Below are 24530 nucleotides of genomic sequence, written 5' to 3' on the forward strand. Positions count from 1 at the left end.
CATCTTCAATACATTCGACAGCTCCCCCTTTGTTTTCCTGCCTTCAAACGGTAAAGTGAAGACAAGAACAGAGAGAGAGGACGATGGATGTGAAAGGAATGGGACTCAGCTTATTAATCGCCCTCGGATTATGGTGGGGAGAGGCGCCGATATGGAGTATCGTCGCATGTATAGGAATCGGCCTGATCTGGCTCATCTGGCGGATGCGTCTGTCGACGATTCATCGCATCGATCGGATGGACGGTCGTGAATTTGAATTGTTTTTAGAGGAAGTGTTCACCGCGCTCGGTTATACGGTGACGGTGACGCCGGCGTCGCGTGACTTCGGGGCGGACCTGCTCCTTGAGGCGGAGGACGGATGGTCGATTGCTGTCCAAGCGAAGCGCTATGAAAAAGCGGTCGGGCTCGAGGCGGTCCAACAAGTCGCCGCTTCCGTTCCGTACTATGGGGTGAACGAAGGGTGGGTCGTGACGAACTCTTCCTATACCGACAGTGCGTACGAATTGGCGGAGCCAAATCAAGTTCGTCTGATTGCAAGAACGGAGCTCGAACAGATGCTGAAACAGGCCGGTTTCAAGCGATAATATCAGGCGTGTTCACAACTTTGACAGAATGGCGGATTGTGTCGAAGAAAAAGGGGTTGTCTTTTTCACGAATCGGTGCAATAATCATCTTCGTCATATGAAATATGTAGTCGCTGAAACGAGAAAACGCGACGCACAGTACCAATTTGGGGGTTTCATAGAAATACCAACCAAACACACACAAATCAACGGTTGGAACGTATTAGGAGGAAAAGCGGTGCGCAAATTAATTTATGTAAAAGGTTGCGTCTTTACGCAAGGCGAAGCGACCATTTATGACGAGACAAATGATGCGATCGGATCTGTTCACCGCGACGCGGAGGGCAGTGTTCAAGTGCACAACTTGTCAGGCCGTCAAATCGCTCACGGGAAGTATATCCCGAACTGTCAGAAGTGGGTCGTCATGAACCACGACGGACAAGCGATCGGTCAGTTGAAGGACAAATTCTCGTTATTCGGGAAAAAGTGTGAGTACAACGTCTACGAACGCGGTCTCTATACGATTCAATACGATGTCGAGCGTTACAAGTTCAGCGTTCGAGACAAAGCAGGTAAGCTTGTGGCGGAACTCCGCAAACAAGACGATGACTGCTTCTGCTTGACGAAAGAGGCTGATCAACTCTCGATGTTCGAGTTGTTGTCTGTCCTTAAAACGTTGACAGTCAAATCACGGATGCCAATCGCGGTATCGGTGTAACAAATATGACGGGCACCAGTCACTGCGACTGGTGTTTTTTGCTAACAAAAAAGCTTCATTCGACGGAGGTCAAATGAAGCGGCTCAAATAGTGTTTTGCCTCGAGCTCGAGTGTTGTCACGCGATGGGCGTATAGACAGAGCTTGAGGACGTGCAAGATGTTCGGATGGGTGACCCCCATCTTTTCAATCGAGCGCTTCGCACGCGTGTCGAGGAGCTCGATGGGGCTCGTCGATTTGGCGTACTCGGCGTAGAGGCGGTAAAAGTCGATGGGCGAGATGAGATCGTCCTCGTCGCGGTCAGGGTTGTTGAAGATGAGCGCGAGCAGGGAACTCGTCTCTTCAAGCGAGAACAAGTGCTTCAAATCATCGAGTAAATAGATGATGGCCGCTTGTTGGAGCGAGTATTTCTTGCCGACCCGAGGCACGCCGATGATTTTACGCACTTCTCGTTTCGTCCAGTTTTGAATCGTGGTCGCGGATAGATGCTCTCCGGTCAACGTGTTCGCCAAAGCGACGATTTGATTGATCGATAGTCCGTTCTTTTCAATATGAAACAAGTGGATTTTACGAAGCTCTTTCGGGAAATGCTCGCGCACGTCCTCGGGGAAGAGTGAGATGGCCCGGTCAACGTCGCCAACCCGCATATAGTGAAGGCAATCAGCCAAAGTTTGAATCGAAATTGCGTCGCGCATACAGGCATCCTTTCTATAGCCGCCTTCGTTCGTTGGCTATACAGTCATTTGACCTCATTCTACCAAATGTTTGAAAAGGAAGCTAGGCTATCGCTCGATTAAGGTATAATGAAAACGTACAAAAAAATGTAGATAAAGGTGGTCCTACGATGAATGAATGGGTCAGTTCCATCCTGTCCATCGTCATTGTCCTGGTGTTTCTCGTCGGTCTTGAACAGATTGGCAAACGCCTCGGCTGGACGGATGAGACAATTCGTAAAAGTGTACATATCGCGGTCGGCCATTGGTCGCTGCTTGCAGTCTGGTTAATGGAGACATGGTACGTCGCCGCCGTGCCGCTCGTCTTTTTCACGTTCGCGAACGCGTTCCTTCTTTATAAGAGTCCGTCACCGGTCCATCAGACGGAACGTAAATCGCTCGGCACCGTCTATTATCCAATCGCCTTGCTCGTCATTCTATACTTCTTCTTTGAATCAGAGCCGCTCGCCTTTTTGGCAGGATCGCTCGTCTTGGCGTGGGGGGATGGCATGGCCGCGCTCATCGGACGGAAGTACGGGACGGTGACCTATGACTTATACGGACAGAAGCGCTCGTTCCAAGGCAGCATGGCCATGTTCCTCAGCTCGTATGCCGTCCTCTTTTTATTATTTTTGTGGGATGATATTCCACTTTGGCAAGTGGTAACATATGGATTCATTATTTCAATCATTGCCACGTTGACAGAAGCGATTTCGTATCGGGATTGGGATAACTTTACAATTCCTATCGTCGTGGCGGTCGCGACATCGTTATTGTTATAAACCAATTGCTTCATTGTAAAGAAAACGTTGCTTGTCACCCCCGTCAAAGATTTGTATACTGTGTTTCGTAATGAAACCATTCAGTGACATGCCTGGTCCGTGCTCGAAGGGTCGGCACTTTCAAAATAGAACGTAAAGGATTGAGGCAACGCATGAGCTTTTTAGACCAATTATTCACTATCATCCCGGCCGATCGCGTCCAACAAGACGAACCCCTTTCGGCACATACGTATACAAAACTAGGCGGGAAAGCCGATTATTTCGTTGCCCCGCATACGTATGAAGAAGTACAAGCGGTGCTTGAACTTGCGCACCGTGAAAACGTCCCGTTCATGATTCTCGGTTTCGGCTCGAACTTGATTGTTCGTGACGGCGGTCTCCGTGGCATCGTTCTAAACTTGAACGAACTGAAAACGATTCGCCGTGACGGGAATCAACTGATCGCCCAAGCCGGCGCGGCCATCATCGACGTCTCACGCCAAGCGTTGACCGAGGAGTTATCTGGCTTAGAATTCGCTTGTGGCATTCCAGGAACGGTCGGCGGCGCGGTGTATATGAATGCAGGCGCCTATGGTGGCGAGACGAAAGATGTCATCACGAGTGCGGTCGTGTTGTCGCCTGAAGGCCAGCTCATGACACTTACGAAAGACGAGCTCGATCTCGACTACCGGACGAGCCGGATTTCGAAAGATGGGTTAATTGTGCTCGAAGCGACGTTCGAACTCGAACCGCTCGGCTATGAAGCGATCAAAGACGTGATGGACGACTTAACGTACAAGCGCGAGTCGAAGCAACCGCTCGAGTATCCATCATGCGGTAGCGTCTTCAAGCGACCACCTGGCTACTTCGCCGGTAAATTGATTCAAGACTGTGGCCTGCAAGGGAAGCGGATCGGTGGAGCGGAAGTCTCACTCAAACATGCCGGCTTCATCGTCAATATCGATGAAGCGACAGCGACGGAGTACATCTCGCTCATCCGTCACGTCCAGGCGACGGTGAAGGAGAAGTTCGAGATTGAGCTTGAACCAGAAGTGAAAATCATCGGTGAGGACATCGCCGTCGAGAACGCATAAGCACACAAACGCTCGAACCGATTGGTTCGAGCGTTTTTTTATGGAGCGACGACAAAAAAGCCGCCAGCAACGATGCTGGCGACATTACGTTTACGCTTGGAGTTGCTTCGTGATGGCTTCGCCAGGAGCGACGAACGTGTAACCGAGGTCGCGGGCGACAGCTTCATACGTGACCGTCCCGTCGATGACGTTCAAGCCTTTGAGCAGGGCTGCGTTCCCGCGTAGTGCCGGGAAAATCCCTTTTTGTGCGCATTCGACGATATATGGCATCGTCGCGTTCGTCAAACCGAGTGTCGACGTGCGTGGGACGGCACCTGGCATGTTGGCGACGGCATAATGTTGTACCCCGTAACGCTCGTATGTCGGCGCGTCATGCGTCGTGATATGGTCGATCGTTTCGCAGATTCCGCCTTGGTCGATGGCGACATCGACGATGACCGAACCTGGTGACATCTGTTGGACCATTTCTTTCGTGACGAGTTTCGGTGCTTTCGCGCCTGGAATGAGGACGGCACCGATGACGAGATCACTTTCAGCCACTTGTTTGGCGATGTTATAGCTGTTTGAGATGAGCGTGTTAATCGTGTTGCCGAACTGATCATCGATTTGGCGCAGACGGGCTGGACTGATATCCATGATTGTGACGTTGGCACCAAGACCGATCGCGATGCGGGCCGCGTTCATCCCGACGACACCGCCCCCGATGACGGTGACGTTCGCACGTGGTACGCCCGGCAGGCCAGATAAGAGAATCCCTTTACCACCGTGTGGTTTTTCAAGGATTTGGGCTCCGATTTGAGCGGCCATCCGTCCGGCGACTTCACTCATCGGTGTGAGGAGCGGTAACGTCCGGTCAATCTCGACCGTCTCATAGGCGATTGCCGTCACGCCAGATTCGACGAGTGCTTTCGTGAGCTCTGGTTCGGCCGCCAAGTGCAAGTACGTGAAGAGCGTCAAATCAGGACGGAAATAACGATACTCCGATGGTTGCGGTTCTTTAACTTTCAACGCCAATTCGACGTGTTCCCAAACGTCCGCGGCTGTGTCGACGATGGTTGCCCCCGCATCGACATACTCCATGTTCGTGAAGCCGCTACCGACGCCCGCTTCCGTCTCGACGAGGACTTCATGTCCAAGTTCTGTTAATACGGCTGCCCCCATCGGCGTCAAAGCGACGCGATTTTCGTTGTTTTTAATCTCTTTCAATACCCCGATTTTCATGTAACGTTCCCCTTTCTCTACTGACACAATTTGTTCACACCTCTAGTATAGACCCATCCGAAAACGCTGTCTTTAGCATGGATTCTAAAAGTGATGACGCCCACTTTGTGAAAAATCACAAAGTAGGCGTCAATCGTCTTGGCGGTATTGGCCGGCTTTGATGGCGAGGTAAACGGCGGCGCGTTCGGGGAGCGAGACTTGGGTGATGTTCGTCAGTTCTTCGATCCGACGAATCCGATACAGTACGGTGTTCGGATGGATATGAAGATGAGCGGCGACACGCTTGACGTTCCCATCAAAATAGAAATACCATTCGAGCGTCGTGACAAGCTCGGTATGATGCGTGACGTCATACGTCTGCAGGCGCTCGATGGTCGGATGTGTCTCGAGACGAAGCCCGATGCGTCGGGCCAAATCGGGAACGAGCTGGTAAATTCCGATCTGTTCGAACGAGCGCGATGTCGCAAGCTCATACGGGAACTTTCGGCGAAGCGACGTGACGCGTCGTGCTTCTTCCATCGCCGCATAGAGCATGTCGCTCTCAAAGAAACGCCGACTGATGCCAAGACGCGGCTCCGCTTCAATGAACTTGTCTCGGAGCTGACTCTCAAAACGGTCCGCCCACTGCAAGAGCGCCGCTTCTTCCTCGGGCAAGTCCGATTTCATATAATGCCAGACAAGTAATTGCTGGCCATCGATCGCGTGCAGGACGACTTCAATCGCTTGCTGGGTCGCCAATACATAAAACAGTCGTTCCGCCAGTTGCGGGGTGACCGGCTGGGCGCATTCAATCACGGTGAGGCGGCTGGCGACGGCAATCGGTGCGAGCTCATTCAAGCGGTCGCGCTGGGATGGCGATAAAACGGGAGTGGCCAGCACTTCTAAAAAGAAGCGTTCCAATTCGGCGTCGATGCGCCGTTCGTGCATCGCGATGGTCATCAGCAATTTTTTGGCGATGTTCGCCCCTTCTTGTAGGACGGTAAGTTCTTGTTCCGAGAACGGCGTCGTTCGGGCCAGGCTCCAAATATAACCGAGCACATCCCCTTGTTGCTTGATGACGACAGCTGCTCGTTCACCGAGACCGACGGCCATGCGGGCCGGGATGACGACCGGTTCGTCGCGGTCAATCACTTCTTGAAGAATACCGCTTTCCCATAAGTCCTCGATGACCGCTTCCGGGACGCGGCGGCCGATAATCGTCGCGATGCGGGCCGGATCGGTCGAGTCGGGGTGGGTGCTGTAGGCCAGTAACTGATGGTGTCGATTTTCAATCGTAATCGGAGCCCGAATCGCTTGTCCGATTGCTTCGGCGAGCGTATCGAGTGACTCATAAGATTTCTGCAAAAAAGGCATGTCGATTCCTCCTCTCTCTCACTATACCGTCTCTGTTGTGAAAGTTCACAAAAAGATGGTGAGTTTTTAAAAGGGGGAACGACATGCCTGCATCATTCATATTAAATTGGGAAAAACAGTCCGACCACGAGACCGAGCAAGGCACCGACGATGACTTGGAACGGGGTGTGCCCGACGAGCTCATTTAAGATGGGCGTCTCGTGCTTGATGCCTTTGAAGTAGTCGTTCAACAAGCGGGCCTGGAACCCGACCGCCTGACGCACACCGGTCGCATCGTACATGACGATCGTCGCGAAAATCAAGGCGAGCGCGAACATACTGGAATCGAGCCCTTCGATTCGACCGATGACGGTCGCTAGAGCGACGACGGTCGAGGAGTGGGAACTTGGCATCCCACCCGAGGCAAACATGATTTCTAATTCAAAATCGCGTGTTTTAATGAGTTCGGTTACGAGCTTGGCTGCTTGTGCGATGAACCAAGCGAGCAAGGCGGCGAGTAAAGGTTCGTTAAAGAGCAATCGATTCACTTCCTGTCTGACAATGGTATCTACACTATACCCGATTCTGTCATCGGCTAGACGTAAAGTTTCTGTCAAAAAAGCACCCCGAGCGTAGGCTCGAAGTGCTTTCTGGTCGATTTTTGTTACCCGACGACGCCTTCAGTCTCCTGAAGTTTGTCCGCGATATTCTCAATGATATAGCGGTTACGTGGATGCTCCTGGCACTCTTTCGAGCATGAACGCATTTGTTTCGGTTCACACTCTTCACAACAGAAGTGTTGGGCATTACACACCGGGTTGGCACAATTAACGTAGCGGACCGTCTTCGTTCCGCAGTGCATGCACTCCGAAACAACGGACGGGTTGACCGTGTTGACCGGGACGTTGATGCGCTCGTCAAAGACGTAAAGCTCACCTTCCCAGTCTTCGCCTTTCGTGGCTTCGTCTTTGCCGTACATGGCGACGCCGCCTTTAAGGTGGAAAATGTTATCGTGACCTTGGTCACGCATATATGCGGTAAATTTCTCGCAACGGACGCCTCCGGTACAGTACGTGAGTAACGTTTTCCCTTCGTAGAGGTCCTTGTTCTCTTCGAGCCAATCTGGCATGTAACGAGAAGCCTCTACATCGATTTTGATCGCGTTTTTAAAGTGACCAAGATCGTACTCGTAGTTGTTACGAACGTCGAGGATGACGACATCGTCGCGATTCATCATCTCTTTCCATTCTGCCGGTTCGAGGTACGCACCGTGCTGTTTTGGCACGTCGAACTCCCCATCAAAGCGCCACGTCACAAGCTCTTTTTTATGACGGACAAAAATTTTCGAGAACGCATGCTCTTCGACTTCATCGATTTTGAATTCGATGTCGCTGAATAGTGGGTTCGCTTTCAAGTCGTTCATGTATTGCTCGGTCTGTTCCCAAGTCCCAGAGCACGTCCCGTTGATTCCTTCGGAAGAAATCAAGATGCGTCCTTTGATACCGAGGTCCTTACAATACTTGAGGTGCTCTTGTGTGAGCGTTTCTGGGTCTTCGATGTTGACGTACTTATAGTACAGCAAGACCCGCATTGGTTTTGTTTCCATGTGTGTTACTCCCCTGTGTTCAGTTTTTTGCAGGAAAACGAACGTTGGGTTGTGTCGTTCGACGAACGGACTTGCCTGCAACCACAAGTCCATACTATATGATAGATATCACAGATGAATTTCGCAAATACTTTTTATTTTTTTACGGCGATGGGCAGGGGGATGCGTCTTCCTGAGCGAAATCGGGTAAAAAGGGAATAACGAAAGTTGAAGGTGGAAACGGATATGCTGACATCACTCCAACAATATATTTTAAACTTGATCGAATGGCTACAAGGACTTCCGGGCGGACCTTGGGCAGGACTAGGGGCACCTTTCTTAGAAGCCATCTTTCCATTTCTCCCACTCGTCCTTATCATCTCGGCGAACGCAGCGACGTATGGATTTTTGCTTGGGACGTTACTGTCTTGGGTCGGTAGTTTGCTCGGAACAATCCTTGTGTTTGTAGCTGTTCGCTACGTGTTCCGAAAGCCGATGACGCGGTGGCTCGAGCGACATAAGCAAGGCGTCTATTGGCTCGAACGCATCAAGCATATGAGTCCGGTCTCACTCGGATTTCTGTACTCGCTCCCGTTCATTCCGGTCAGCTTGATCACATACTTACTCGCGCTCATTCAAATGCCGCTCCGGACGTTCATCATGGCGGCCGGGTTCGGCAAGTTACTCGTCGTCTTGATTTTCTCTGTCATTGGCGACCAGTGGGAAGAGTTTATCCAAAGCCCGTTCCGATTATCAATGCTCGTTTTATTACTGTTCGTCCTATGGGCCATCAGCCGCGGACTCGAAGAGCTGCTCAAACGGCGTGCCTTCAGAAAGCGGAACGAGCAGCTGAAACGTGAACTTGAAGCGAAACGACAAACGACCTTGTGAAGCGACTACTTCACAAGGTCGTTTTCGTTAAGCGCGTTTTTTGAAACGCGGGAAGTTAAAGGCGATGGCCAATCCTCCGCAAATGAACAGTAAGAACGGATAGAACATATACGGAACGAGCGCCGGTGACGCTGTGTTCGTCAGTTCGGCCGCAATGAGAAGCTGTGCCCCGTAAGGCAACAGACCTTGGACCCCACACGAGAAGATATCGAGTACACTCGCTGACTTTTTACGTTCGATGTCATAATCGTCGGCGATGTTTGCGGCGAGCGGACCAGCCACGAGAATCGAAATCGTGTTGTTCGCCGTCGCGACGTTTGTCGCACTGACGAGCCCGGCGATGCTCCACTCCGCGCCGGCCCGTCTTTTAATTCGGGACGTGAGCGCGTCACGCAAGTACGTGAGTCCGCCGTTATGCGAGATGAGTCCGACGAGCCCACCCATGAGCAATGTCAGGAGTGAAATCTCGGCCATGCCCATCATGCCGTCCGCCATGGCGGTGACGTACGTGGTGACGGCTAGACTGCCGTCCAACAGACCGATGATGCCGGTCAGGGCGATGCCGCCGAGCAAGACGAGGATGACGTTCATTCCCGTCAAGGCGAGCACGATGACCGCAAGGTACGGAATCAGCTTATACCATTCAAACGCTGCCGGCTCGATGGTCGATTCACCGCTCGATAAGACGGCGAGCAAAATCGTTGTGATGACGGCTGCCGGCAAGACAATCCAAAAGTTGGTCCGGAACTTGTCGCGCATGTTCGTCCGCTGGGTGCGGACGGCAGCAATCGTCGTGTCCGAAATGAACGACAAGTTATCACCGAACATGGCACCGCCAACGACGGCCGCTGCCGCGATGGCAATATTGACGCCGCTCTCCTCATGGATGCCGAGGGCGATCGGCGCCAGTGCGGCAATCGTCCCGGTCGATGTGCCCATCGCCATTGAGATGAAGGCTGCGATGACGAACAGGCCGCTCAAGAGGAGCGAAGGCGGTAATAACGTCAATGCCGCATTGACGGTCGCATCAATCGCGCCGATTGCTTCGGCGACGCTTGAAAACGCACCGGCGAGCAAGAAGATGAACACCATGATCAAGATGCTCGGGTTGCCGGCGCCTTGGGCGACGCGTTCGACCGTCTGGGTGACGCTTCCTTTCGTCATCATCGCCGCGACGATGACGGCAATCAAGGCCGCGATCAGGACGGGGAATTTATAAAAGTCGTCATAGTAGATGCCTGCCCCGATAAAGAAGACAAGGAAGACGAGTAAGGGCAGGAGCGCCCATTTGTTAGCTGTTGGTTGTTCCAATCGATTCACCTCATTCATTAAAATAAAAAGAGAGCCTTCTGAAAAAAGGCTCTCTCGACAAGAAACACTTTTTTCATCTGTCGAGCAGACCGCTCGCTGGATTTGGCACAGGTTACCCGCTGCCGAGACGTCATCGGGCCAGTCCCTCAGTCTCTCTTGATAAAAAAGTTGTGATATTTAGTTATAAGACACGTTCCCTAACGTACCTGTTTCAAATCTGCTTGTCAATAGCAAACCCCCACGCGATGCACGTGGGGGCGAGTCAGGACGTCAAAAAATTGTAATGGGCGACGCGGTTGCGTCCTGCGTACTTCCCGCCGACGTAAAGCGCTCGGTCGGCGTTGCGAATCGTATCGTCTAGTCGTTTGTCACCGAACGCTTGAATCGTATCGACGCCGATTGAGGCGGTCACGGGGATATCGATTCCGTCGACGTGGAATGGTTTGTTCTCGATTTGTTGACGGATGCGCTCGGCAATCTCGACGGCGGCTTCGACATCGCACCGGTTCAACAGCAAGATGAACTCCTCGCCGCCATAACGGGCTGCGAAATCATCGGTGCGGAGCACTTGGCGGATGCGGCGACCAAACTCTTGGAGCACGCTGTCTCCGACTTGATGACCGTGCGTGTCGTTGATTTTTTTGAAGAAGTCGATATCGAGCATCGCGACGGAAATCGGATACATCGAGCCGTCCGAGATTTGTTGAATCCCGTATTCATAAAAAGCCCGCGCATTGGCAAGCAACGTCAAGCTGTCCGTCCGGCTCTCGGTATAGAGGCGGTCACGTTCATGACAACGGCTAATCGTTCGATTGAACGATTTGAGCAGTTTGACAATCTCACGTTGAATGATGGGCGGATAGCCATAGACGTGTTCGCCGGTCATGACGAGCCACGTGCGGATGCCTTCGATTTCCTCGGAACGGACCGAGATGAAGCTATGATAGTCTTCATCGAACTCGTTCGATAGCGGGGCGTCCCATTCAAAGCGCATCTCATACTCGACCGAGGCTTCGTTCGGATAGGTTGCATCGAGTAAATCAAAGACGACGTGGCGATCGATCGGCTGGCGCGTCTTCAAATCAAAGTAAAGCGTGCGGTCGAACAGTTTGAACTCGACGAACCCTTCGTCGTACTCGTTGAGTCGTTCACATTGACTGAGGAACACCTCAATCGCTTGCGCCTCGCTTTGTGACAACGACACGGCTTCTTTTGCCTCATCATATTGTTCAATCAACGATTTGAAGGCGTCTTGCCGACCTTTCTGGATGATGAGCCGCTTAATAAAGAAGGTGAGTGCGGCGGCGATACTGCTGACGACAAGCAAGTTCGTCTCACGGAAGAGCGAGGCCGCCAAAATGAAGACGAGACTGACGATATACGTGTAAAACGCGATGCTTAGAAAGTCGCGGACCGGGATATCGACACGGAACCACCAACCGACTTGATACTTTTGCACGACAGTGTTCAAGATGATGGCCACAATCAAGCCGGCAAGCGGCAGAAACGAATCTTGGGAATAAAAACCGAGACCGGTCACACCGCCGAGGGCCAAGTACACACTGGCTGGGATGGCAATCTCTAAAAATGACGTGATGGCGTTCCACGGATACGTGAAGCGGAAGCGACGAAGCGCGACACGCGGTTTCAAGTTGACGAACTGGAAGACGAGTAGTCCAATCTGATTGACGAACAACGCCGTCTCGAAATCGAAGAACAAGAAAATGATTAAGACGATACTTTCCGAAAAGGTAAAGTAGACGCCTTTCCGTTCGATGGAGTCCATTTGAAAAATAATGACGAGCAACGCGATCAAAATGAACGATAACGGCTCGATGGCCGGCATGTTCAACACACCTGTCGCGAACAAGATGAGCGTCAAACCGAACAGCATACTCCAAATACTCCAACCAAGGACGGACATCTTGCGGAAATGGTTCATGGTTCCCTCCTATGTGGGAAAAATTCAATTATGTATGGTAGGAGATTCGGCACAACCATGCCCGAGTCCTGCCTATCCATCATAATGGCGGAATTCTAGCATTGAGTCTATATGAAATTTCCTCTATAATGAAATTGCTTTTCAACCACATAGACGAAAGTCGATGAAAAAGAGAGTAACGATCGTTCCGTCAACAAAGCGACCTAGGGATTGGTGAGAGCCTAGGCTGACAAACATCGCGAAACGCACTTTTGAGATGCTATCCGAACCTGAGTAGGCGTAGCCGGGGGACCCCCGTTATCACCGATAAAGCGGTCTGTGTCAAGCAGGCAAGAAGAGTGGTACCGCGGGCCATCCCGTCTCTTTGCATCTGTGCAAAGGGCGTTTTTTTTATGAACAAATTATAAGGAGGAATTAGAATGAGTTATGAACGCAAATATGCGGAAGCCTTGTCCCGTGTCATCGGGGACGAGTTGACGCTCGACCAGATTGAAGCATTGATTGAAAAACCGAAACATGAGGCACACGGGGATCTCGCTTTCCCTTGTTTCCAACTCGCAAAAGCCTATCGCAAAGCTCCGGTCATGATCGCGACAGATATCGCGAACGACTTGAACGACGAGTTGTTCACGAAAGTCGAGGCAGCGGGCCCGTACGTGAACGTCTTCTTGAGCCGTGACGTCGTCTCACAAGAAATCATCAACACGGTGCTCGACGAGAAAGCGGATTACGCGACACACGCGACGCGCAACGAGACGATCGTCACCGACTTCTCGTCACCGAACATCGCCAAACCGTTCTCGATGGGTCACCTTCGCTCGACAGTAATCGGGAATGCCATCAACCACATCGCCCGTAAAAACGGCTATGACGTCGTCGGCATCAACCACCTCGGGGATTGGGGCACACAGTTCGGTAAACTGATGGTCGCCTATAAAAAATGGGGCGACGAGGAAGCGGTCCGGGCACATCCGATTGCTGAACTCTTGAAGCTCTACGTCCATTTCCACGAAGAAGCGAAGACTCAACCGGAACTTGAAGATGAGGGCCGTGCGTGGTTCAAGAAACTTGAAGACGGCAACGAGGAAGCGACTGAGCTGTGGACGTGGTTCCGTGACGAGTCACTCAAAGAGTTCCAAAAAGTATACGACCTCCTCGGTGTCGAATTCGACAGCTTTAGCGGGGAAGCGTTCTATAACGACAAGATGGATCGTGTTGTCGCCATGCTCGAAGAGAAAAACCTTCTCGTCGAAAGTGAAGGGGCGATGGTCGTCTCGCTTGAAGATGAGAACTTGCCACCATGTTTGATCAAAAAGAAAGACGGCGCGACGCTCTATGCGACACGCGACTTGGCAGCTGCCGTCTATCGTCATGAGACGTACAACTTCGTCCAAGCGAACTACGTCGTCGGCGGTGAGCAGGCGCTTCACTTCAAGCAGCTGTTCTCGGTCCTGCGCAAGCTCGGCTACGACTTCGTCGACGGTATGCACCACGTGCCGTTCGGCTTGATTTTGCAAGAAGGGAAAAAGATGTCGACACGTAAAGGTCGCATCGTCTTGCTCGAGGAAGTGCTCAAAGAAGCAATCGAGAAAGCACAGGCGAACATCGCTCAGAAGAACCCGGAACTTGCGAACGCGGACGATGTGGCTCGTATGGTCGGTGTCGGCGCGGTCATCTTCCACGACTTGAAGAACGAACGCATCAACAACATCGAGTTCGACCTCGACAGCATGCTCAAGTTTGAAGGCGAGACAGGCCCGTACGTGCAGTACACGAACGCGCGTGCGAACTCGCTCCTCCGTAAAGGCAACTACGACGGCTCGACATTCACGGGTGCGGATGATGACCACACGTGGGGCGTCGTGACGATGCTCAACGCATTCCCGCACGTCATCACACGTGCCCACGAACGCCGCGAGCCGTCGATCATTAGCCGTTATGTGCTCGATTTGGCGCAAGCGTTCAACAAGTATTACGGCCACGTCCGTGTCCTTGAAGAAGATGCAGGCAAACAATCACGTCTCGCCCTCGTCAAAGCGGTGACAATCGTGTTGACGGAAGGACTCCGATTGATCGGTGTTCAAGCTCCAGAAGAAATGTAAGGACGACAAAAGGGACCTCGCGAGGTCCCTTTTCTTATGCTTTCATGCGGGTGACGGTCCGCGCTTTCGTGTCATACAAACACCACTCGCGGTCAAAGATGACGGCGCCGACGTTGATGACGTAACGCTTCTTCTTCAAGACGAACGGTTGTCCGATTTCCCAGGGAATCGAGCGACCTTTCCGGTAAATCCCCGGAATATGGCTGTGTCCGATAAAGACGAGCGGATACTTGCCTTTCTCGACGAGCGGTTCCCAGTCTGGACTCCATTTTACTTGGTGACCGTGCAAGAACAGCGCTTCGTCGAGCGTCGTCTGCTCCGGTAATAAGGAGATGCGTGTTTTGACCGGATGTGACACCACGAGCACCTCATCAATCCGCTCCTCTTGATTGCCGCGCAGACTCGGGAAGGTGAGGAGCGCCTCGTAGTCCGGGTCGTAAGTGACAACGTCGGACACTTCATGGAAGCGCTCGTTGCGCCGTTTCTTACCGATATGACACTCGTACAAATCGCCGAGGCAAAGGATGTGCTCCGTCTCGCGGCGGACCGACTCGAGCACGGCTTTCAAATCATCAAACGAACCATGTGGGTCACTGATGATGGCGAGTTTCATCGGTAGTTTGTAAATTGGGCATCGACGGACAATTCGAGCTCACGGACGAGCTGCATGACGGCTTGAAGGTCATCGCGCGACTTGGCTGTCACACGGATTTGATCGTCTTGAATTTGCGACTTCACTTTCAGTTTTGATTCTTTGATGGCGTTGTTAATCTTTTTCGCATCGTCTTTATCGATGCCGCTCTTCAATTTGACGCGTTGACGCACTGTGCCGCCGAGCGCACGTTCCACTTTTTGATAATCAAGGTTCTTCGTCGGGACGCCGCGTTTAATCAATTTCGTGATCAAGACGTCTTTCAATTGCTCGAGCTTATAGTCATCATCTGAGACGAGGACGACATCGCCGTTATCGAGCGACATCTCGCTTTTCGAACCTTTAAAGTCGTAGCGGTTTAAAATTTCTTTCTCGGCGATTTGAATCGCGTTCTTCACTTCTTCGAGGTTCATTTCTGACACAATATCAAAAGAATTCTCTTTTGCCATGTTTCATCCATCCTTTACTAGGGTTTTGTTATAATGATAGCAGATTTGAAGTAGTGAAGGAGTGAAAGAGATGGAACATACGATTGATCAACAGACAAATGTAGATTTAGACCATATGGCATATCACGGCAAAGACCTCGGGGTGACGTTTAAAAGTGACCTCATCCGATTGCGGGTCTGGTCACCGGTCGCCGAAGAGATGACGGTGAAACTATACCGGACGCCGCGAGCGCGGAAGTTCGAACGGTTGCCGCTAGAACGGGCCGAGAAAGGGACGTGGGTCATCGAACTCGATCGTGCCTTGTTCGAAGGTCAATTTTATGTGTTCGAGGCGATTGTCGCCGGCAAACGTGTCGAATCGCTCGATCCGTATGCAAAAGTCGTCGGGGTCAATGGGAAGCGCGGATGTCTGCTCGACCCATCCACGCTCAACCCGGACCATTGGGTCAAAGAACGTCCGCTCTTCCACTCATCACAAGAAGCGGTCATTTACGAAGCGCATGTCCGTGATTTGACGAGCCATCCGGACAGCGGGGTCATGCATCGCGGGAAATTCCTCGGGATGACCGAAGTCGGGACGAAGACACCGACGGGTTACCCGACGGCTCTCGACTATATTACCGGGCTAGGTGTCACGCATCTCCAACTCATGCCGTTCTTCGATTACGGTTCGGTGAACGAATCGCGCGAGAGTGAGGCGAACTATAACTGGGGCTATGACCCGGTCCACTATTTTGCCGTCGAAGGCTCATACGCTTCCTCGGCGGATGACCCGGCCGCTCGCATCATCGAATTGAAAGCGATGATTCAAGCGCTGCACGACCGTGGCATCCGTGTCATCATGGACGTTGTGTTCAACCATACGTATGACGCGTTGACGACGCCGCTTGGACAGTTCGTACCGGACTACTATTACCGGTTGAACGAGGACGGCACGCTCGCCGACGGTTCGGCATGCGGGAACGATACGGCGTCCGAGCGGGCGATGATGCGCAAACTGATCGTGGAATGTGTGTCGTATTGGGCGAAAGAGTTCATGATTGACGGCTTCCGCTTCGATTTGATGGGGCTCCATGACGTCAAGACGATGAACCAGGTCCGCAAGGCGCTCGATCGCATCGACCCATCGATTCTCGTGACCGGAGAAGGCTGGGATCTTGATACGCCGCTCTCGGTCCGCAAAAAGGCGAACCAACATAACGCCCATAAGATGCCGCGCATCGCCCAGTTCAACGATGCGATTCGCGACGGTGTCCGCGGGGATGTGTTCATCGAAGACTTGCCAGGTTGGATCAGCGGCAACACGGATATGACGGCAGACGTCAAACGTGGGATTGCCGGTGCGGTCACGAGCCAAAGCTTTGCTGACGAACCGAACCAAGTCGTGAACTATGTCGAGTGCCATGACAACTTGACGCTTTGGGACAAGCTTGCCGCCACGAATCCGGACGATGATGAGACGACACGCCGCCGCCGGCATCGCCTCGCGACGTCAATCGTGTTGCTCAGCCAAGGCATCCCGTTCCTGCATAGCGGTCAAGAGTTCTTCCGCACGAAAGACGGGGACGAGAACAGCTTCAATTCGGGGGAGGTCGTCAACCGTTTGGATTGGACACGAGCCGAGCAAGAGACGCCGAGCGTCGAATATGTGAAGGGCTTGATCAGCCTGCGCAAACAATATCCGTTGTTCCGTCTTGAGAATGCGGAACAGATTCGTAAACATTTGCGTTTCTTCGATGAAGAAGAGGGCGTCATCGCCTTTGAACTGAGTCGCCACGTCGAGGGCTACGTCGAACGCCATCTCGTATACCATAACGGACTCGAGGAAGCGGTCGAGGTGAAACTCCCGGCCGGCAAGTTCGAGGTCCACGTCGAAGACCATACCGTCAATTTGACGGCGCCACGTCTCCTTGAGGAGCGGCACGTCACGGTCGCGCCGTTATCGACACTCGTCGTGACGGAACGCCGTCCGGATTACAGCAAATATGCGGTCGCCGGTGGAGCTGCTTTGGCCATCCTCGGTCTCTGGTATGTCGCGAAAAAACGGAAACCGAAACAAAAGTAAGCACGAAAAAAGGAGACGTCATTCCGTCTCCTTTTCCTCGTTCGTTTCAGTTTTGGCTGCCTCGAGCTCCATCATCTTCTTGACGATGATGTGTTTTGGCATATGCATGAGTTCCTCGAGCGGGACGTTTAGCTTTTTGGCAAGCTCGACCGCCGTCTCGGGAGAGAGTTGAAGTGGGCGCATGAGGGTTCCTCCTTTCCGATTACGGGTATGCTACTGCCAGTATACAGGAAAAACGGACGGTTGGAGAATGTGTTCGGTGAACACATTCAAAATCGAAAAATGCGTCAGGCGTTGCTAAGCTGAAACTAGGAAGTGATCAAATGTACAAACAAGTAGCAGACTATCAATTTCATCAGACGGTTGAATGGTTAGAGCGCGTTGGTGGAGGATGGATGTTGTATTTGGCGCAAACCGGGTTTCTGTTTTTTGACGAGACGTTCCAAATCCGATGGGAACTCGAGTGGAAATGGGCACCTTGTGCACTATATATTGAACCGCACGGTAGAAGAGCCGTCGCGCTATTTCGAGATTTGCAGACATACGGAGTCATGGATTTGACAAACGGGACGATGGAACGTCACCCGATTCCAAGGACGTTCCATGACGATTGGTTCAGTAACTTGCATTACTGGTCAGGGGACGATTTGTATTTGTACTCGGCCGAATCAGATATCGTCGCCTTGAACTTGAACGATCACACGTTTCGGTATAGCCGTTACGAGGAGATCCCGGAGTTCGGGAATATCATCGAACTCGCATATCAACCGACCTATGATTTCGAACGATTCACGGCACCTGGCCTCGTGACCTTGTACGATGAACGGAATCAACAGTTCATGGTCGAGGACGTCGAAGCGGGCGCGCGTTGGAAAATTCCATACGGGGGTGACCGTGACTTGGTCATCGTCGATCAAATCGGTGTGACGACCGCCATCACCTCGATGACATCGTTCCAACTGTTTGAGCGCGATTGTGAAGTGTTCTCATCCGAAGTATGTGCCGAGACCGAATTATTGAAAGTCGTCTTATTGGACGAGCCGGGCGACAGACTCGTCGTCCTATCGACGCCGCGCCGCTTCTGCCATAGCTGGCTGCAAGTGTTCGAGCGTTGACAATCCTGGACCAGGACACGGTTCAGGATTTTTTTACGAAGGCTTACAGAATCTCGTCTAAAAACGGGAACAGTCTTCTTAGATGGAGAGGAGTGGACAGGGATGGAACGATTAGGACAAGCGTTAGTCCGATGGCGCTACGCTGTCGTGTTGATTTGGACGGTATTGCTCGCGGTATCGGTATATTTCGGATTACAGTTGCCAAGTGAACTGCGCGGCAACGGGTTTGCGATTCAAGACGGGCGTTTCGCCCAAGTGGAAGATACGTTGAACGACCGGTTCGACCGGGCCGGAGCCTCGATGATCGTCTTGTTGGAAGGGGGCGACCTTGAGACGGTCATCGAGCAGCAACGGGATCGACTGATTGATGTCGATGGGGTCGACGGCGTGATCACGCCAGCCGAGAATCCCGATGCCCGCTCAGGGGACGCAGCTTACTTATTGCTCGAGTTCGAGGATTACGATACGGCCGAGGCGTCAATCGATGGCGTTCGCAACGCCTTGATTCGAGATACGGATACAGACGTGCGATTGACGGGAGAGCCGGTCTTCGCGGATGACTTGAATGAAGCGTCGAAGAATGACTTGATTCGGGCTGAGTTGATTGGGATTCCGGTCGCGTTGCTCGTCCTCTTGCTCGTCTTTGGGACACCGCTCGCCGCGGTCATGCCGTTATTCGTTGGATTGATTACGTTCATCGTGGCGGCGGGTGCATTGTTCTTCTTTGCCCAAACGATGGAACTGTCCATTTTCGTCTTGAATGCGGTCGCGATGATCGCCATCGCGCTAGGCATCGATTTTTCATTATTGCTCGTCAACCGTTATCGCGAAGAGCTTGCGCGTGGGAGCATACGTGAGGCAGCCATCGTCAGAACGGTCGCGACGGCCGGGCGTTCGATTCTGTTCTCAGGGCTTTGTGTGTTCGTCGGACTGGCCGGGTTGCTATTCATCCAAGTCGACGTGTTCCAAGCCGTTGCGCTCGGTGCGTTAGTTGCGGTGGCGGGGGCGGTCTTATCGGCGCTCACGCTGTTGCCGTCCGCCTTATATATCGTCGGAGATGCCATCAATAAGGGGCGTCTCATCAAAACGAATGAGACGCGTTCTGAAGTACGGTGGCAGAAGTTGGCCCGTTTCGTCATGCGACGTCCCGTCACGATGACACTCGTCGCGCTCTTGCTGTTACTACCGAGTCTCTGGTTCGTCCGTGACCTCGAATTGAACATCCCGGACGCCGATGCGCTCCCGACCTCGTACGAGTCACGGGCCGCCCTTGAGCGGTGGGACGACGTGTTCGGGGAGACGTCGACGGATGCGGTGCTCTTGTTTGAGACGAACGATTTGACCGATTCAATGATTCTCGATGAATTGACGGCACTCACCGATGAGCTATCCGAGGATCCGATTGTCGACAACGTTACGACGTTCTTGACGGCATCCGGTCTCGAACCGGCCGAATTCCAACAACTCGCGGAAGCGGCACCAGAGCAACTCGAGGCGTTCGAACGTCTCGTCACGCTCGAAGGGAATACCGACCTTGCCCTCGTCAACATCAGTTTCAACGTCCCGCCAAGTGATAAGGACGCGCAGGCGTTCGTCCGGGATTGGCGTGAGAGCGGTTTTGACGTCGGGGGACCAGCCGCGTTCAACGAAGAAATTTATGAAGAGATTTATGACAGTATCCCGTATGCGGTCGTGACTGTCATCTTGGCGACGATGGTCATTCTCATGTGGGCGTTCCGCTCGGTCTTGATTCCAATTAAGGCGATCATCATGAACGTGCTCGGTCTCGGGGCGACGTTCGGTCTGCTCGTCATCATCTTCGAATCAGGATACGTGTACGATGCCGAGACGATCAGCATCTTGACCCCGGTGTTCATCTTCTCGCTCGTGTTCGGCCTATCGATGGACTACGAGGTGTTTCTCGTCTCGCGGATTGAGGAATATTACCGGGAGACTGGAGATAACGATTACGCGACGGAGATGGGACTCGCCAAGACGAGTAAAATCATCACGTCGGCCGCGGTCATCATGATTGTCGTCACGGGGGCGTTCGCTTTTACCGGTGTCAGTCCGATCAAACAGCTCGGTGTCGGCATCGCGCTCGCAATCTTTATCGATGCGACAATCATCCGTATTTTACTTGTCCCGTCCTTGATGAAATTGCTCGGGGACTGGAACTGGTGGTGGTTCGGGAAGAAAGATTTACCGAAACGTAACTTACACTAAATGTACAGTTAATGAAACAACTCCGGAATTGTGTTAGACTACTCATATCACTACGCGCAATTTGGGAAAGGAAGGTCTTTATGGATACCGAGAGGACATGGCCTCTGTTTCAATTACCGGACTTCTAGCGTTGAGTTTTTACAAGCGACATCAATGTAAAAATCAACAAACGGAAGATCGGAGATGGAACAGATGGAACCGCGGCTACGACTGAGGATCCTCCTCTCCGTTGAAAACGGGGAGGACAATCGGAATGAAACGAGTTGCTACCATAGTGCTCGGAACGCTGATCATGGCGTTCGGTTATTATTATTTGAATGAACAGTTTGGTTTGGCAGAAGGGGGCTTCGTCGGGCTAGCATTGCTCGGCCGCTATTTATTTGATATCGATCCGGCGATCTCGATGATTGTACTCGATATTCCCTTCTTTTTAATCGCCCTGTGGTGGAAAGGCTGGCGCTTCGTCGGGCAAGCCGTGCTTGCCGCGGCGTCACTGTCGCTCAGCTACGCCATGTGGGATCGGTTGGATTTACTAACGTTCGATATCCAAGTCTGGCCGGCGACGTTGTTCGCCGCCATCGCGAGCGGGATTGTGACAGGTTACGGTCTCGGTCTCGTCTTGAAATCGGGCGGGGCGACCGGGGGCGACGATTTATTCGCACTCGGCCTATCAAAATGGACCGGCGTATCGGTCGGGACGATTCTCATCATATTTGATGTCATCGTTTTGGCGATCTCGCTCATCTATTTGCCATTGTCGAATGCGCTGTATACGCTTCTCGCGGTCTCGATCGCAGGTCGTGTCGTCACGAAGATGTTGACGGACGATGTGGTCGAAGTAACCGTACCAAGTGTGACCAAACTAAAAACAAAAAACGATCTCGCGTGAGATCGTTTTTTGTTTTGTAAAATTTATCACAGTTTTACAGTCATCTTTCTTCTACACTACACATAGAAGGAGGGAGTCACATGAAATGGATGATTCCAAAACAGCACGGCGCTTGGTCGATGCTGATTTTACCGTTCTTACTCGGCGGCATTGTCGGAGGGTGGACGCTCGCGCACATCCCGTTCGCCATCGCCTGGTTGTTCGTTTATATGGGTACATTTTTCTTGTTCCAATACATTAAGCAACGGAAGAAGTCACAAGAGCTGTTGCGTACGGTCGTGACGTATTTGACGATTGCGATTGTAGCTGCCATCCCGGTGTTTTTGTCCGAGTGGCGTCTTGTCTGGTTTGTCCTTGCTATGATTCCATTCGGTCTCATCAACGCCTATTTTGCCAAAATTAAGGATGAGCGCAACGTCTGGAACGATGTCAGCGCCGTCACCTCATTTTGTATCGGCGGGATGGCGAGCTATTATCTCGGGGCGCGCATCTTGGATGGGACGATAGTGTGGATGTTCGCTTTGCCGTACTTATATTTCCTCGGAAGTATCTTTTTCGTCAAAACGATGATTCGGGAGAAGAAGAGCTTGTTTTATCGGAACGTATCATGGGGGTATCACTTTTTGCTCGTCGCCATCTTCATCGCGTTTGGCTATCCGGTCTTGGCACTCGCTTACGTGCCGAGTCTCGTCCGGGCGGTCGCGTTCTACGGCAAAAAGATCCCCATCATGAAGATCGGGATCGTCGAAATCGCCAACTCGGTGTTCGTGCTCGGTTGTCTCAGTTGGTATTTATTTAGTTGAGAAGGGGAAACCCTTCTTTTTTAGTCGCTCGAAGATGTGCTCGAAATGATAGCCATGGTCGCCGCTGCCGTTGCTGCCTGTTGCATGGCGAGCAGATGGGCGAACGTACCGTGCAACAGTAACTCGCTCGCGTCTTCCTTGATGTTGTTTGCCGCGACGAGTTGCAGGGCGACCGTCAACGCGTGGGTGTGGAACCAGCGATGCTTTTCCTTCTCGGCGTTCGTGATGTCAATCAGGTCGCGCTCGTCGTTGTCGTTCGGGGCCGCGACGATGGCCAAGAGGGCGAGCGCTGGCAGATGCTCGTTTTTGACGGCGATTGCTTGTCCTTGGAGCCGCGTGCGCCACTCGAGCAGGCGGTTGATGACCTCGTCTGAAGGCAAGTCGCTAAAAGCAAGCAGATGCGAGACGAGTTGGAGCTCGTTTGAGCGGGGCAACTCGGTTTTCAACGCTTCGTAATACGTCTCAATCCGTTGGCTCAACGCATCGTGGTCATCGAACGCTTGAACGAGGACGAGGGCAGACAACAGGTCTTCTTCGCTCGTCAGCCAAGGATGGTTTCGTTTGAACGTTTGATAGAGTGCGCTCGCCTCGTCAAGCCGGCGCTCGGGCTCATCGACGTTAATCAGTTGGCTCGCGATGAAGGGGAGCAACATACTGAAGCGGAAGTGTTTTCGGTCGAGCAACGTGTCGAGTCGGAGTGCCTCGTCGATGGCTGGTTCGATGTCTTCATACTTGGCATCGAGGAACGACAGCCAGACGAAATTATTGCTGCCGCGAAACTTGGAGAAGGCTTTCGTTTTCCGTTTGACGGCCGCTTGAGCCTGCTCGAACCGCGCTTCATCGAACGGGGTGTCGTGGATGGCATAATTGATGGCCATCAAACGTCGGAAATCATCGGTGAACCACTTTGTCGCTCCCCTGATTGCCTCGAGTGCTTCGAGGTAATGCGTATACCGTGTCATCATCAGCAACTCCTCCTTTTTCTCCTTATACGAGCTTAATCGAAAGAATGATTCAAAAAAAGCCGCCCTGGATTCGTCCGGGGCGGCTGTTTGTTATTGGACTTGCGTATACAACTTCTGCATGTATTCGTTCACTTCGTCGGCCGCTTGGAACATCATGAATGAATGTTGCAAGATGATCTCTGGCGAGAAGCCGAGGTCGAGGTCGAGCGTCGAGGCGAGTGTGACATCACGGTCGCTGTCGAGCACGCAGCGGAAGTATTTGAACTCTTGGTTGAACTCGTTCAAGGCGTTCAGAATCGGTAGGTCTTCGACGTAATCCGGTACGTGTGTGACCGTCGCGGCATACAGTTCCGCATCTGTCGTCTTTTTATTGAAGGCGATAATCATAACGGGCTGAGCCCCGGATTTAGTCGTTTCACGCGTCAAAAATGTGACATGCGTTTCAGTCTCGCTCTCTTTGAACGTCATATTGCGTTCAGCAACGAGCGCTTTAAATGATTCTACTTTTTCTTCGAAGTTCACAAACAAGTCCCCCTTAAAAGTCGTTACTCTAACTTTCGCCCATTTGCGGAGGGAAAGCAAGGGGAACTAGCGTTTCATCAACATTTTGATGGCTTCTTCGACGGTTTCTGACGTATCTTCGCCATCTTGTTGGGCGGTAATGATGCATTGCTCCAAGTTCTTCGCGACGATGATGGTCGAAGCACGGTCAAGCGCTGATCGAGCCGCACTCAACTGTGTCACAACGTCACGGCACTCTTTCCCTTCTTCCATCATGCGAATGATGGCCCGAATTTGTCCTTCGACCCGTTTCATCCGGTTCAACACTTTTGCATCGTATTGATACTGTTCCATTAGATTCACCTCTACATTCAAATCGTTCAGTAACCCAACTATTTATTGTGTAGTCTCATCTTAATACGTGGGGGAGTATGTGTCGAGCAACAACGTTTGATGTGAAAATTTTTCAAACGTTTACCGATTCGACAAACAAATCCCTTGCAATCAAATACCGCAGGGGGTATATTAATGACGTGGAAGCGATATGTTCAATGAATCACAAACTTTCGTCGAACGCCCGCTACCAAGCTGACGAATAAATAAGTGAAATATCATAGATTAAAAGGATGGGTAA

The 24530-nt window shown here is 52.1% G+C and carries 24 protein-coding genes, 1 riboswitch and 1 other annotated feature; of the genes, 11 read left to right on the top strand and 13 right to left on the bottom strand.

Annotated features, from left to right (window positions below):
* The first annotated feature begins 83 nt into the window (after window positions 1-83).
* Both KNO58_RS13925 and KNO58_RS13930 read left to right on the top strand, forming a co-directional pair.
* On the top strand, window positions 84-584 hold the full coding sequence (locus KNO58_RS13925; protein ID WP_251026268.1) for a restriction endonuclease: 501 nt from the start codon (window positions 84-86) through the stop codon (window positions 582-584).
* 217 nt (window positions 585-801) lie between these two features.
* Window positions 802-1281, top strand: coding sequence for an LURP-one-related family protein (locus KNO58_RS13930; RefSeq protein WP_021068133.1), 480 nt, complete (start codon window positions 802-804; stop codon window positions 1279-1281).
* 69 nt (window positions 1282-1350) lie between these two features.
* Here KNO58_RS13930 and KNO58_RS13935 read toward each other — a convergent pair whose 3' ends face one another.
* Window positions 1351-1974 carry a DUF1836 domain-containing protein gene (locus tag KNO58_RS13935; RefSeq protein WP_214754873.1) on the bottom strand — a complete coding sequence of 208 codons (624 nt, stop codon included), beginning with the start codon at window positions 1972-1974 and terminating at the stop codon, window positions 1351-1353.
* Between the two features lie 149 nt (window positions 1975-2123).
* Here KNO58_RS13935 and KNO58_RS13940 point away from each other — a divergent pair, with 149 nt between their 5' ends.
* On the top strand, window positions 2124-2774 hold the full coding sequence (locus tag KNO58_RS13940) for a diacylglycerol/polyprenol kinase family protein (RefSeq protein ID WP_214754875.1): 651 nt from the start codon (window positions 2124-2126) through the stop codon (window positions 2772-2774).
* A 152-nt stretch (window positions 2775-2926) separates the two neighbouring features.
* On the top strand, window positions 2927-3847 hold the full coding sequence (gene murB / locus KNO58_RS13945; RefSeq protein ID WP_214754877.1) for a UDP-N-acetylmuramate dehydrogenase: 921 nt from the start codon (window positions 2927-2929) through the stop codon (window positions 3845-3847).
* Window positions 3848-3937: 90 nt separating this feature from the next.
* Here murB and ald read toward each other — a convergent pair whose 3' ends face one another.
* The 4 genes from ald to trhO form a co-directional block, all read right to left on the bottom strand.
* A complete protein-coding gene (gene ald, locus KNO58_RS13950) occupies window positions 3938-5068 on the bottom strand; it encodes an alanine dehydrogenase (RefSeq protein ID WP_214754879.1) in 1131 nt (376 codons plus the stop codon).
* 129 nt (window positions 5069-5197) lie between these two features.
* Window positions 5198-6421 carry a PucR family transcriptional regulator gene (locus tag KNO58_RS13955; protein ID WP_214754881.1) on the bottom strand — a complete coding sequence of 408 codons (1224 nt, stop codon included), beginning with the start codon at window positions 6419-6421 and terminating at the stop codon, window positions 5198-5200.
* Window positions 6422-6522: 101 nt separating this feature from the next.
* Window positions 6523-6948, bottom strand: a complete 426-nt coding sequence (locus tag KNO58_RS13960; protein ID WP_029596250.1) for a divergent PAP2 family protein — start codon at window positions 6946-6948, stop codon at window positions 6523-6525.
* A 116-nt stretch (window positions 6949-7064) separates the two neighbouring features.
* The gene (gene trhO, locus KNO58_RS13965; protein WP_034804313.1) at window positions 7065-8006 is read right to left on the bottom strand and encodes an oxygen-dependent tRNA uridine(34) hydroxylase TrhO; all 942 of its coding nucleotides are present in this window, start codon (window positions 8004-8006) and stop codon (window positions 7065-7067) included.
* Between the two features lie 225 nt (window positions 8007-8231).
* Between trhO and KNO58_RS13970 the strand changes: the two genes are divergently transcribed.
* Entirely contained in the window at window positions 8232-8876 is a 645-nt protein-coding gene (locus KNO58_RS13970) for a TVP38/TMEM64 family protein (protein WP_214754883.1), read from the top strand.
* Window positions 8877-8903: 27 nt separating this feature from the next.
* Here KNO58_RS13970 and KNO58_RS13975 read toward each other — a convergent pair whose 3' ends face one another.
* Together KNO58_RS13975 and KNO58_RS13980 are read right to left on the bottom strand one after the other, a co-directional pair.
* Entirely contained in the window at window positions 8904-10205 is a 1302-nt protein-coding gene (locus KNO58_RS13975; RefSeq protein WP_034804307.1) for a Na+/H+ antiporter NhaC family protein, read from the bottom strand.
* A gap of 52 nt (window positions 10206-10257) precedes the next feature.
* Window positions 10258-10353, bottom strand: a riboswitch (SAM riboswitch).
* Between the two features lie 96 nt (window positions 10354-10449).
* Window positions 10450-12129, bottom strand: coding sequence for a GGDEF domain-containing protein (locus tag KNO58_RS13980; protein WP_251026269.1), 1680 nt, complete (start codon window positions 12127-12129; stop codon window positions 10450-10452).
* A gap of 154 nt (window positions 12130-12283) precedes the next feature.
* Window positions 12284-12496 (top strand) — a binding site (T-box leader).
* A 52-nt stretch (window positions 12497-12548) separates the two neighbouring features.
* Here KNO58_RS13980 and argS point away from each other — a divergent pair.
* Window positions 12549-14231 (top strand): arginine--tRNA ligase, encoded by a 1683-nt coding sequence (gene argS, locus KNO58_RS13985; RefSeq protein WP_214754885.1) that lies wholly within the window; start codon window positions 12549-12551, stop codon window positions 14229-14231.
* Between the two features lie 34 nt (window positions 14232-14265).
* Here argS and KNO58_RS13990 read toward each other — a convergent pair whose 3' ends face one another.
* Window positions 14266-14844 carry a metallophosphoesterase family protein gene (locus KNO58_RS13990; protein WP_214754887.1) on the bottom strand — a complete coding sequence of 193 codons (579 nt, stop codon included), beginning with the start codon at window positions 14842-14844 and terminating at the stop codon, window positions 14266-14268.
* Window positions 14841-15332: a YajQ family cyclic di-GMP-binding protein gene (locus tag KNO58_RS13995; RefSeq protein ID WP_128123161.1), complete on the bottom strand. Its 492-nt coding sequence runs from the start codon at window positions 15330-15332 to the stop codon at window positions 14841-14843. The genes KNO58_RS13990 and KNO58_RS13995 overlap by 4 nt, the downstream gene beginning before the upstream one ends.
* Before the next feature lie 70 nt (window positions 15333-15402).
* Between KNO58_RS13995 and pulA the strand changes: the two genes are divergently transcribed.
* Window positions 15403-17397, top strand: a complete 1995-nt coding sequence (gene pulA / locus KNO58_RS14000) for a type I pullulanase (protein ID WP_214754889.1) — start codon at window positions 15403-15405, stop codon at window positions 17395-17397.
* A gap of 18 nt (window positions 17398-17415) precedes the next feature.
* Here pulA and KNO58_RS14005 read toward each other — a convergent pair whose 3' ends face one another.
* Complete coding sequence (locus KNO58_RS14005; protein WP_021068148.1) at window positions 17416-17580, bottom strand: YycC family protein; 165 nt, start codon at window positions 17578-17580, stop codon at window positions 17416-17418.
* Between the two features lie 140 nt (window positions 17581-17720).
* Here KNO58_RS14005 and KNO58_RS14010 point away from each other — a divergent pair, with 140 nt between their 5' ends.
* The 4 genes from KNO58_RS14010 to KNO58_RS14025 all read left to right on the top strand — a co-directional run bounded on the left by KNO58_RS14010 (window position 17721) and on the right by KNO58_RS14025 (window position 22430).
* Window positions 17721-18512 (top strand): hypothetical protein, encoded by a 792-nt coding sequence (locus KNO58_RS14010; RefSeq protein ID WP_214754890.1) that lies wholly within the window; start codon window positions 17721-17723, stop codon window positions 18510-18512.
* Window positions 18513-18614: 102 nt separating this feature from the next.
* Window positions 18615-20738 carry an MMPL family transporter gene (locus tag KNO58_RS14015; RefSeq protein ID WP_214754891.1) on the top strand — a complete coding sequence of 708 codons (2124 nt, stop codon included), beginning with the start codon at window positions 18615-18617 and terminating at the stop codon, window positions 20736-20738.
* Between the two features lie 253 nt (window positions 20739-20991).
* On the top strand, window positions 20992-21627 hold the full coding sequence (locus KNO58_RS14020; RefSeq protein WP_034780845.1) for a YitT family protein: 636 nt from the start codon (window positions 20992-20994) through the stop codon (window positions 21625-21627).
* 80 nt (window positions 21628-21707) lie between these two features.
* Window positions 21708-22430 carry a YwiC-like family protein gene (locus KNO58_RS14025; RefSeq protein ID WP_214718432.1) on the top strand — a complete coding sequence of 241 codons (723 nt, stop codon included), beginning with the start codon at window positions 21708-21710 and terminating at the stop codon, window positions 22428-22430.
* A gap of 20 nt (window positions 22431-22450) precedes the next feature.
* Here the strand turns inward: KNO58_RS14025 and KNO58_RS14030 are convergent, their stop codons facing one another.
* From KNO58_RS14030 to KNO58_RS14040, 3 genes are all read right to left on the bottom strand, one after another.
* Entirely contained in the window at window positions 22451-23395 is a 945-nt protein-coding gene (locus tag KNO58_RS14030) for a DUF4003 family protein (RefSeq protein WP_251026270.1), read from the bottom strand.
* A gap of 90 nt (window positions 23396-23485) precedes the next feature.
* Complete coding sequence (locus KNO58_RS14035) at window positions 23486-23917, bottom strand: type III secretion system chaperone family protein (protein WP_016509669.1); 432 nt, start codon at window positions 23915-23917, stop codon at window positions 23486-23488.
* 66 nt (window positions 23918-23983) lie between these two features.
* Entirely contained in the window at window positions 23984-24250 is a 267-nt protein-coding gene (locus KNO58_RS14040) for a metal-sensitive transcriptional regulator (RefSeq protein WP_021068154.1), read from the bottom strand.
* Window positions 24251-24530: the final 280 nt, after the last annotated feature.

The organism is Exiguobacterium sp. J17977 (genome assembly GCF_018616375.1).
GTDB lineage: Bacteria > Bacillota > Bacilli > Exiguobacteriales > Exiguobacteriaceae > Exiguobacterium > Exiguobacterium mexicanum.

Bases quoted from the DNA above. Each gene is read 5' to 3' on its own strand.
- KNO58_RS13925 (WP_251026268.1), top strand. From the start codon at position 84: ATGGATGTGAAAGGAATGGGACTCAGCTTATTAATCGCCCTCGGATTA.
- KNO58_RS13935 (WP_214754873.1), bottom strand. From the start codon at position 1,974: ATGCGCGACGCAATTTCGATTCAAACTTTGGCTGATTGCCTTCACTAT.
- KNO58_RS13940 (WP_214754875.1), top strand. From the start codon at position 2,124: ATGAATGAATGGGTCAGTTCCATCCTGTCCATCGTCATTGTCCTGGTG.
- murB (WP_214754877.1), top strand. From the start codon at position 2,927: ATGAGCTTTTTAGACCAATTATTCACTATCATCCCGGCCGATCGCGTC.
- ald (WP_214754879.1), bottom strand. From the start codon at position 5,068: ATGAAAATCGGGGTATTGAAAGAGATTAAAAACAACGAAAATCGCGTC.
- KNO58_RS13955 (WP_214754881.1), bottom strand. From the start codon at position 6,421: ATGCCTTTTTTGCAGAAATCTTATGAGTCACTCGATACGCTCGCCGAA.
- trhO (WP_034804313.1), bottom strand. From the start codon at position 8,006: ATGGAAACAAAACCAATGCGGGTCTTGCTGTACTATAAGTACGTCAAC.
- KNO58_RS13970 (WP_214754883.1), top strand. From the start codon at position 8,232: ATGCTGACATCACTCCAACAATATATTTTAAACTTGATCGAATGGCTA.
- KNO58_RS13975 (WP_034804307.1), bottom strand. From the start codon at position 10,205: ATGAATGAGGTGAATCGATTGGAACAACCAACAGCTAACAAATGGGCG.
- KNO58_RS13980 (WP_251026269.1), bottom strand. From the start codon at position 12,129: ATGAACCATTTCCGCAAGATGTCCGTCCTTGGTTGGAGTATTTGGAGT.
- argS (WP_214754885.1), top strand. From the start codon at position 12,549: ATGAGTTATGAACGCAAATATGCGGAAGCCTTGTCCCGTGTCATCGGG.
- KNO58_RS13990 (WP_214754887.1), bottom strand. From the start codon at position 14,844: ATGAAACTCGCCATCATCAGTGACCCACATGGTTCGTTTGATGATTTG.
- KNO58_RS13995 (WP_128123161.1), bottom strand. From the start codon at position 15,332: ATGGCAAAAGAGAATTCTTTTGATATTGTGTCAGAAATGAACCTCGAA.
- pulA (WP_214754889.1), top strand. From the start codon at position 15,403: ATGGAACATACGATTGATCAACAGACAAATGTAGATTTAGACCATATG.
- KNO58_RS14005 (WP_021068148.1), bottom strand. From the start codon at position 17,580: ATGCGCCCACTTCAACTCTCTCCCGAGACGGCGGTCGAGCTTGCCAAA.
- KNO58_RS14010 (WP_214754890.1), top strand. From the start codon at position 17,721: ATGTACAAACAAGTAGCAGACTATCAATTTCATCAGACGGTTGAATGG.
- KNO58_RS14015 (WP_214754891.1), top strand. From the start codon at position 18,615: ATGGAACGATTAGGACAAGCGTTAGTCCGATGGCGCTACGCTGTCGTG.
- KNO58_RS14020 (WP_034780845.1), top strand. From the start codon at position 20,992: ATGAAACGAGTTGCTACCATAGTGCTCGGAACGCTGATCATGGCGTTC.
- KNO58_RS14025 (WP_214718432.1), top strand. From the start codon at position 21,708: ATGAAATGGATGATTCCAAAACAGCACGGCGCTTGGTCGATGCTGATT.
- KNO58_RS14030 (WP_251026270.1), bottom strand. From the start codon at position 23,395: ATGATGACACGGTATACGCATTACCTCGAAGCACTCGAGGCAATCAGG.
- KNO58_RS14040 (WP_021068154.1), bottom strand. From the start codon at position 24,250: ATGGAACAGTATCAATACGATGCAAAAGTGTTGAACCGGATGAAACGG.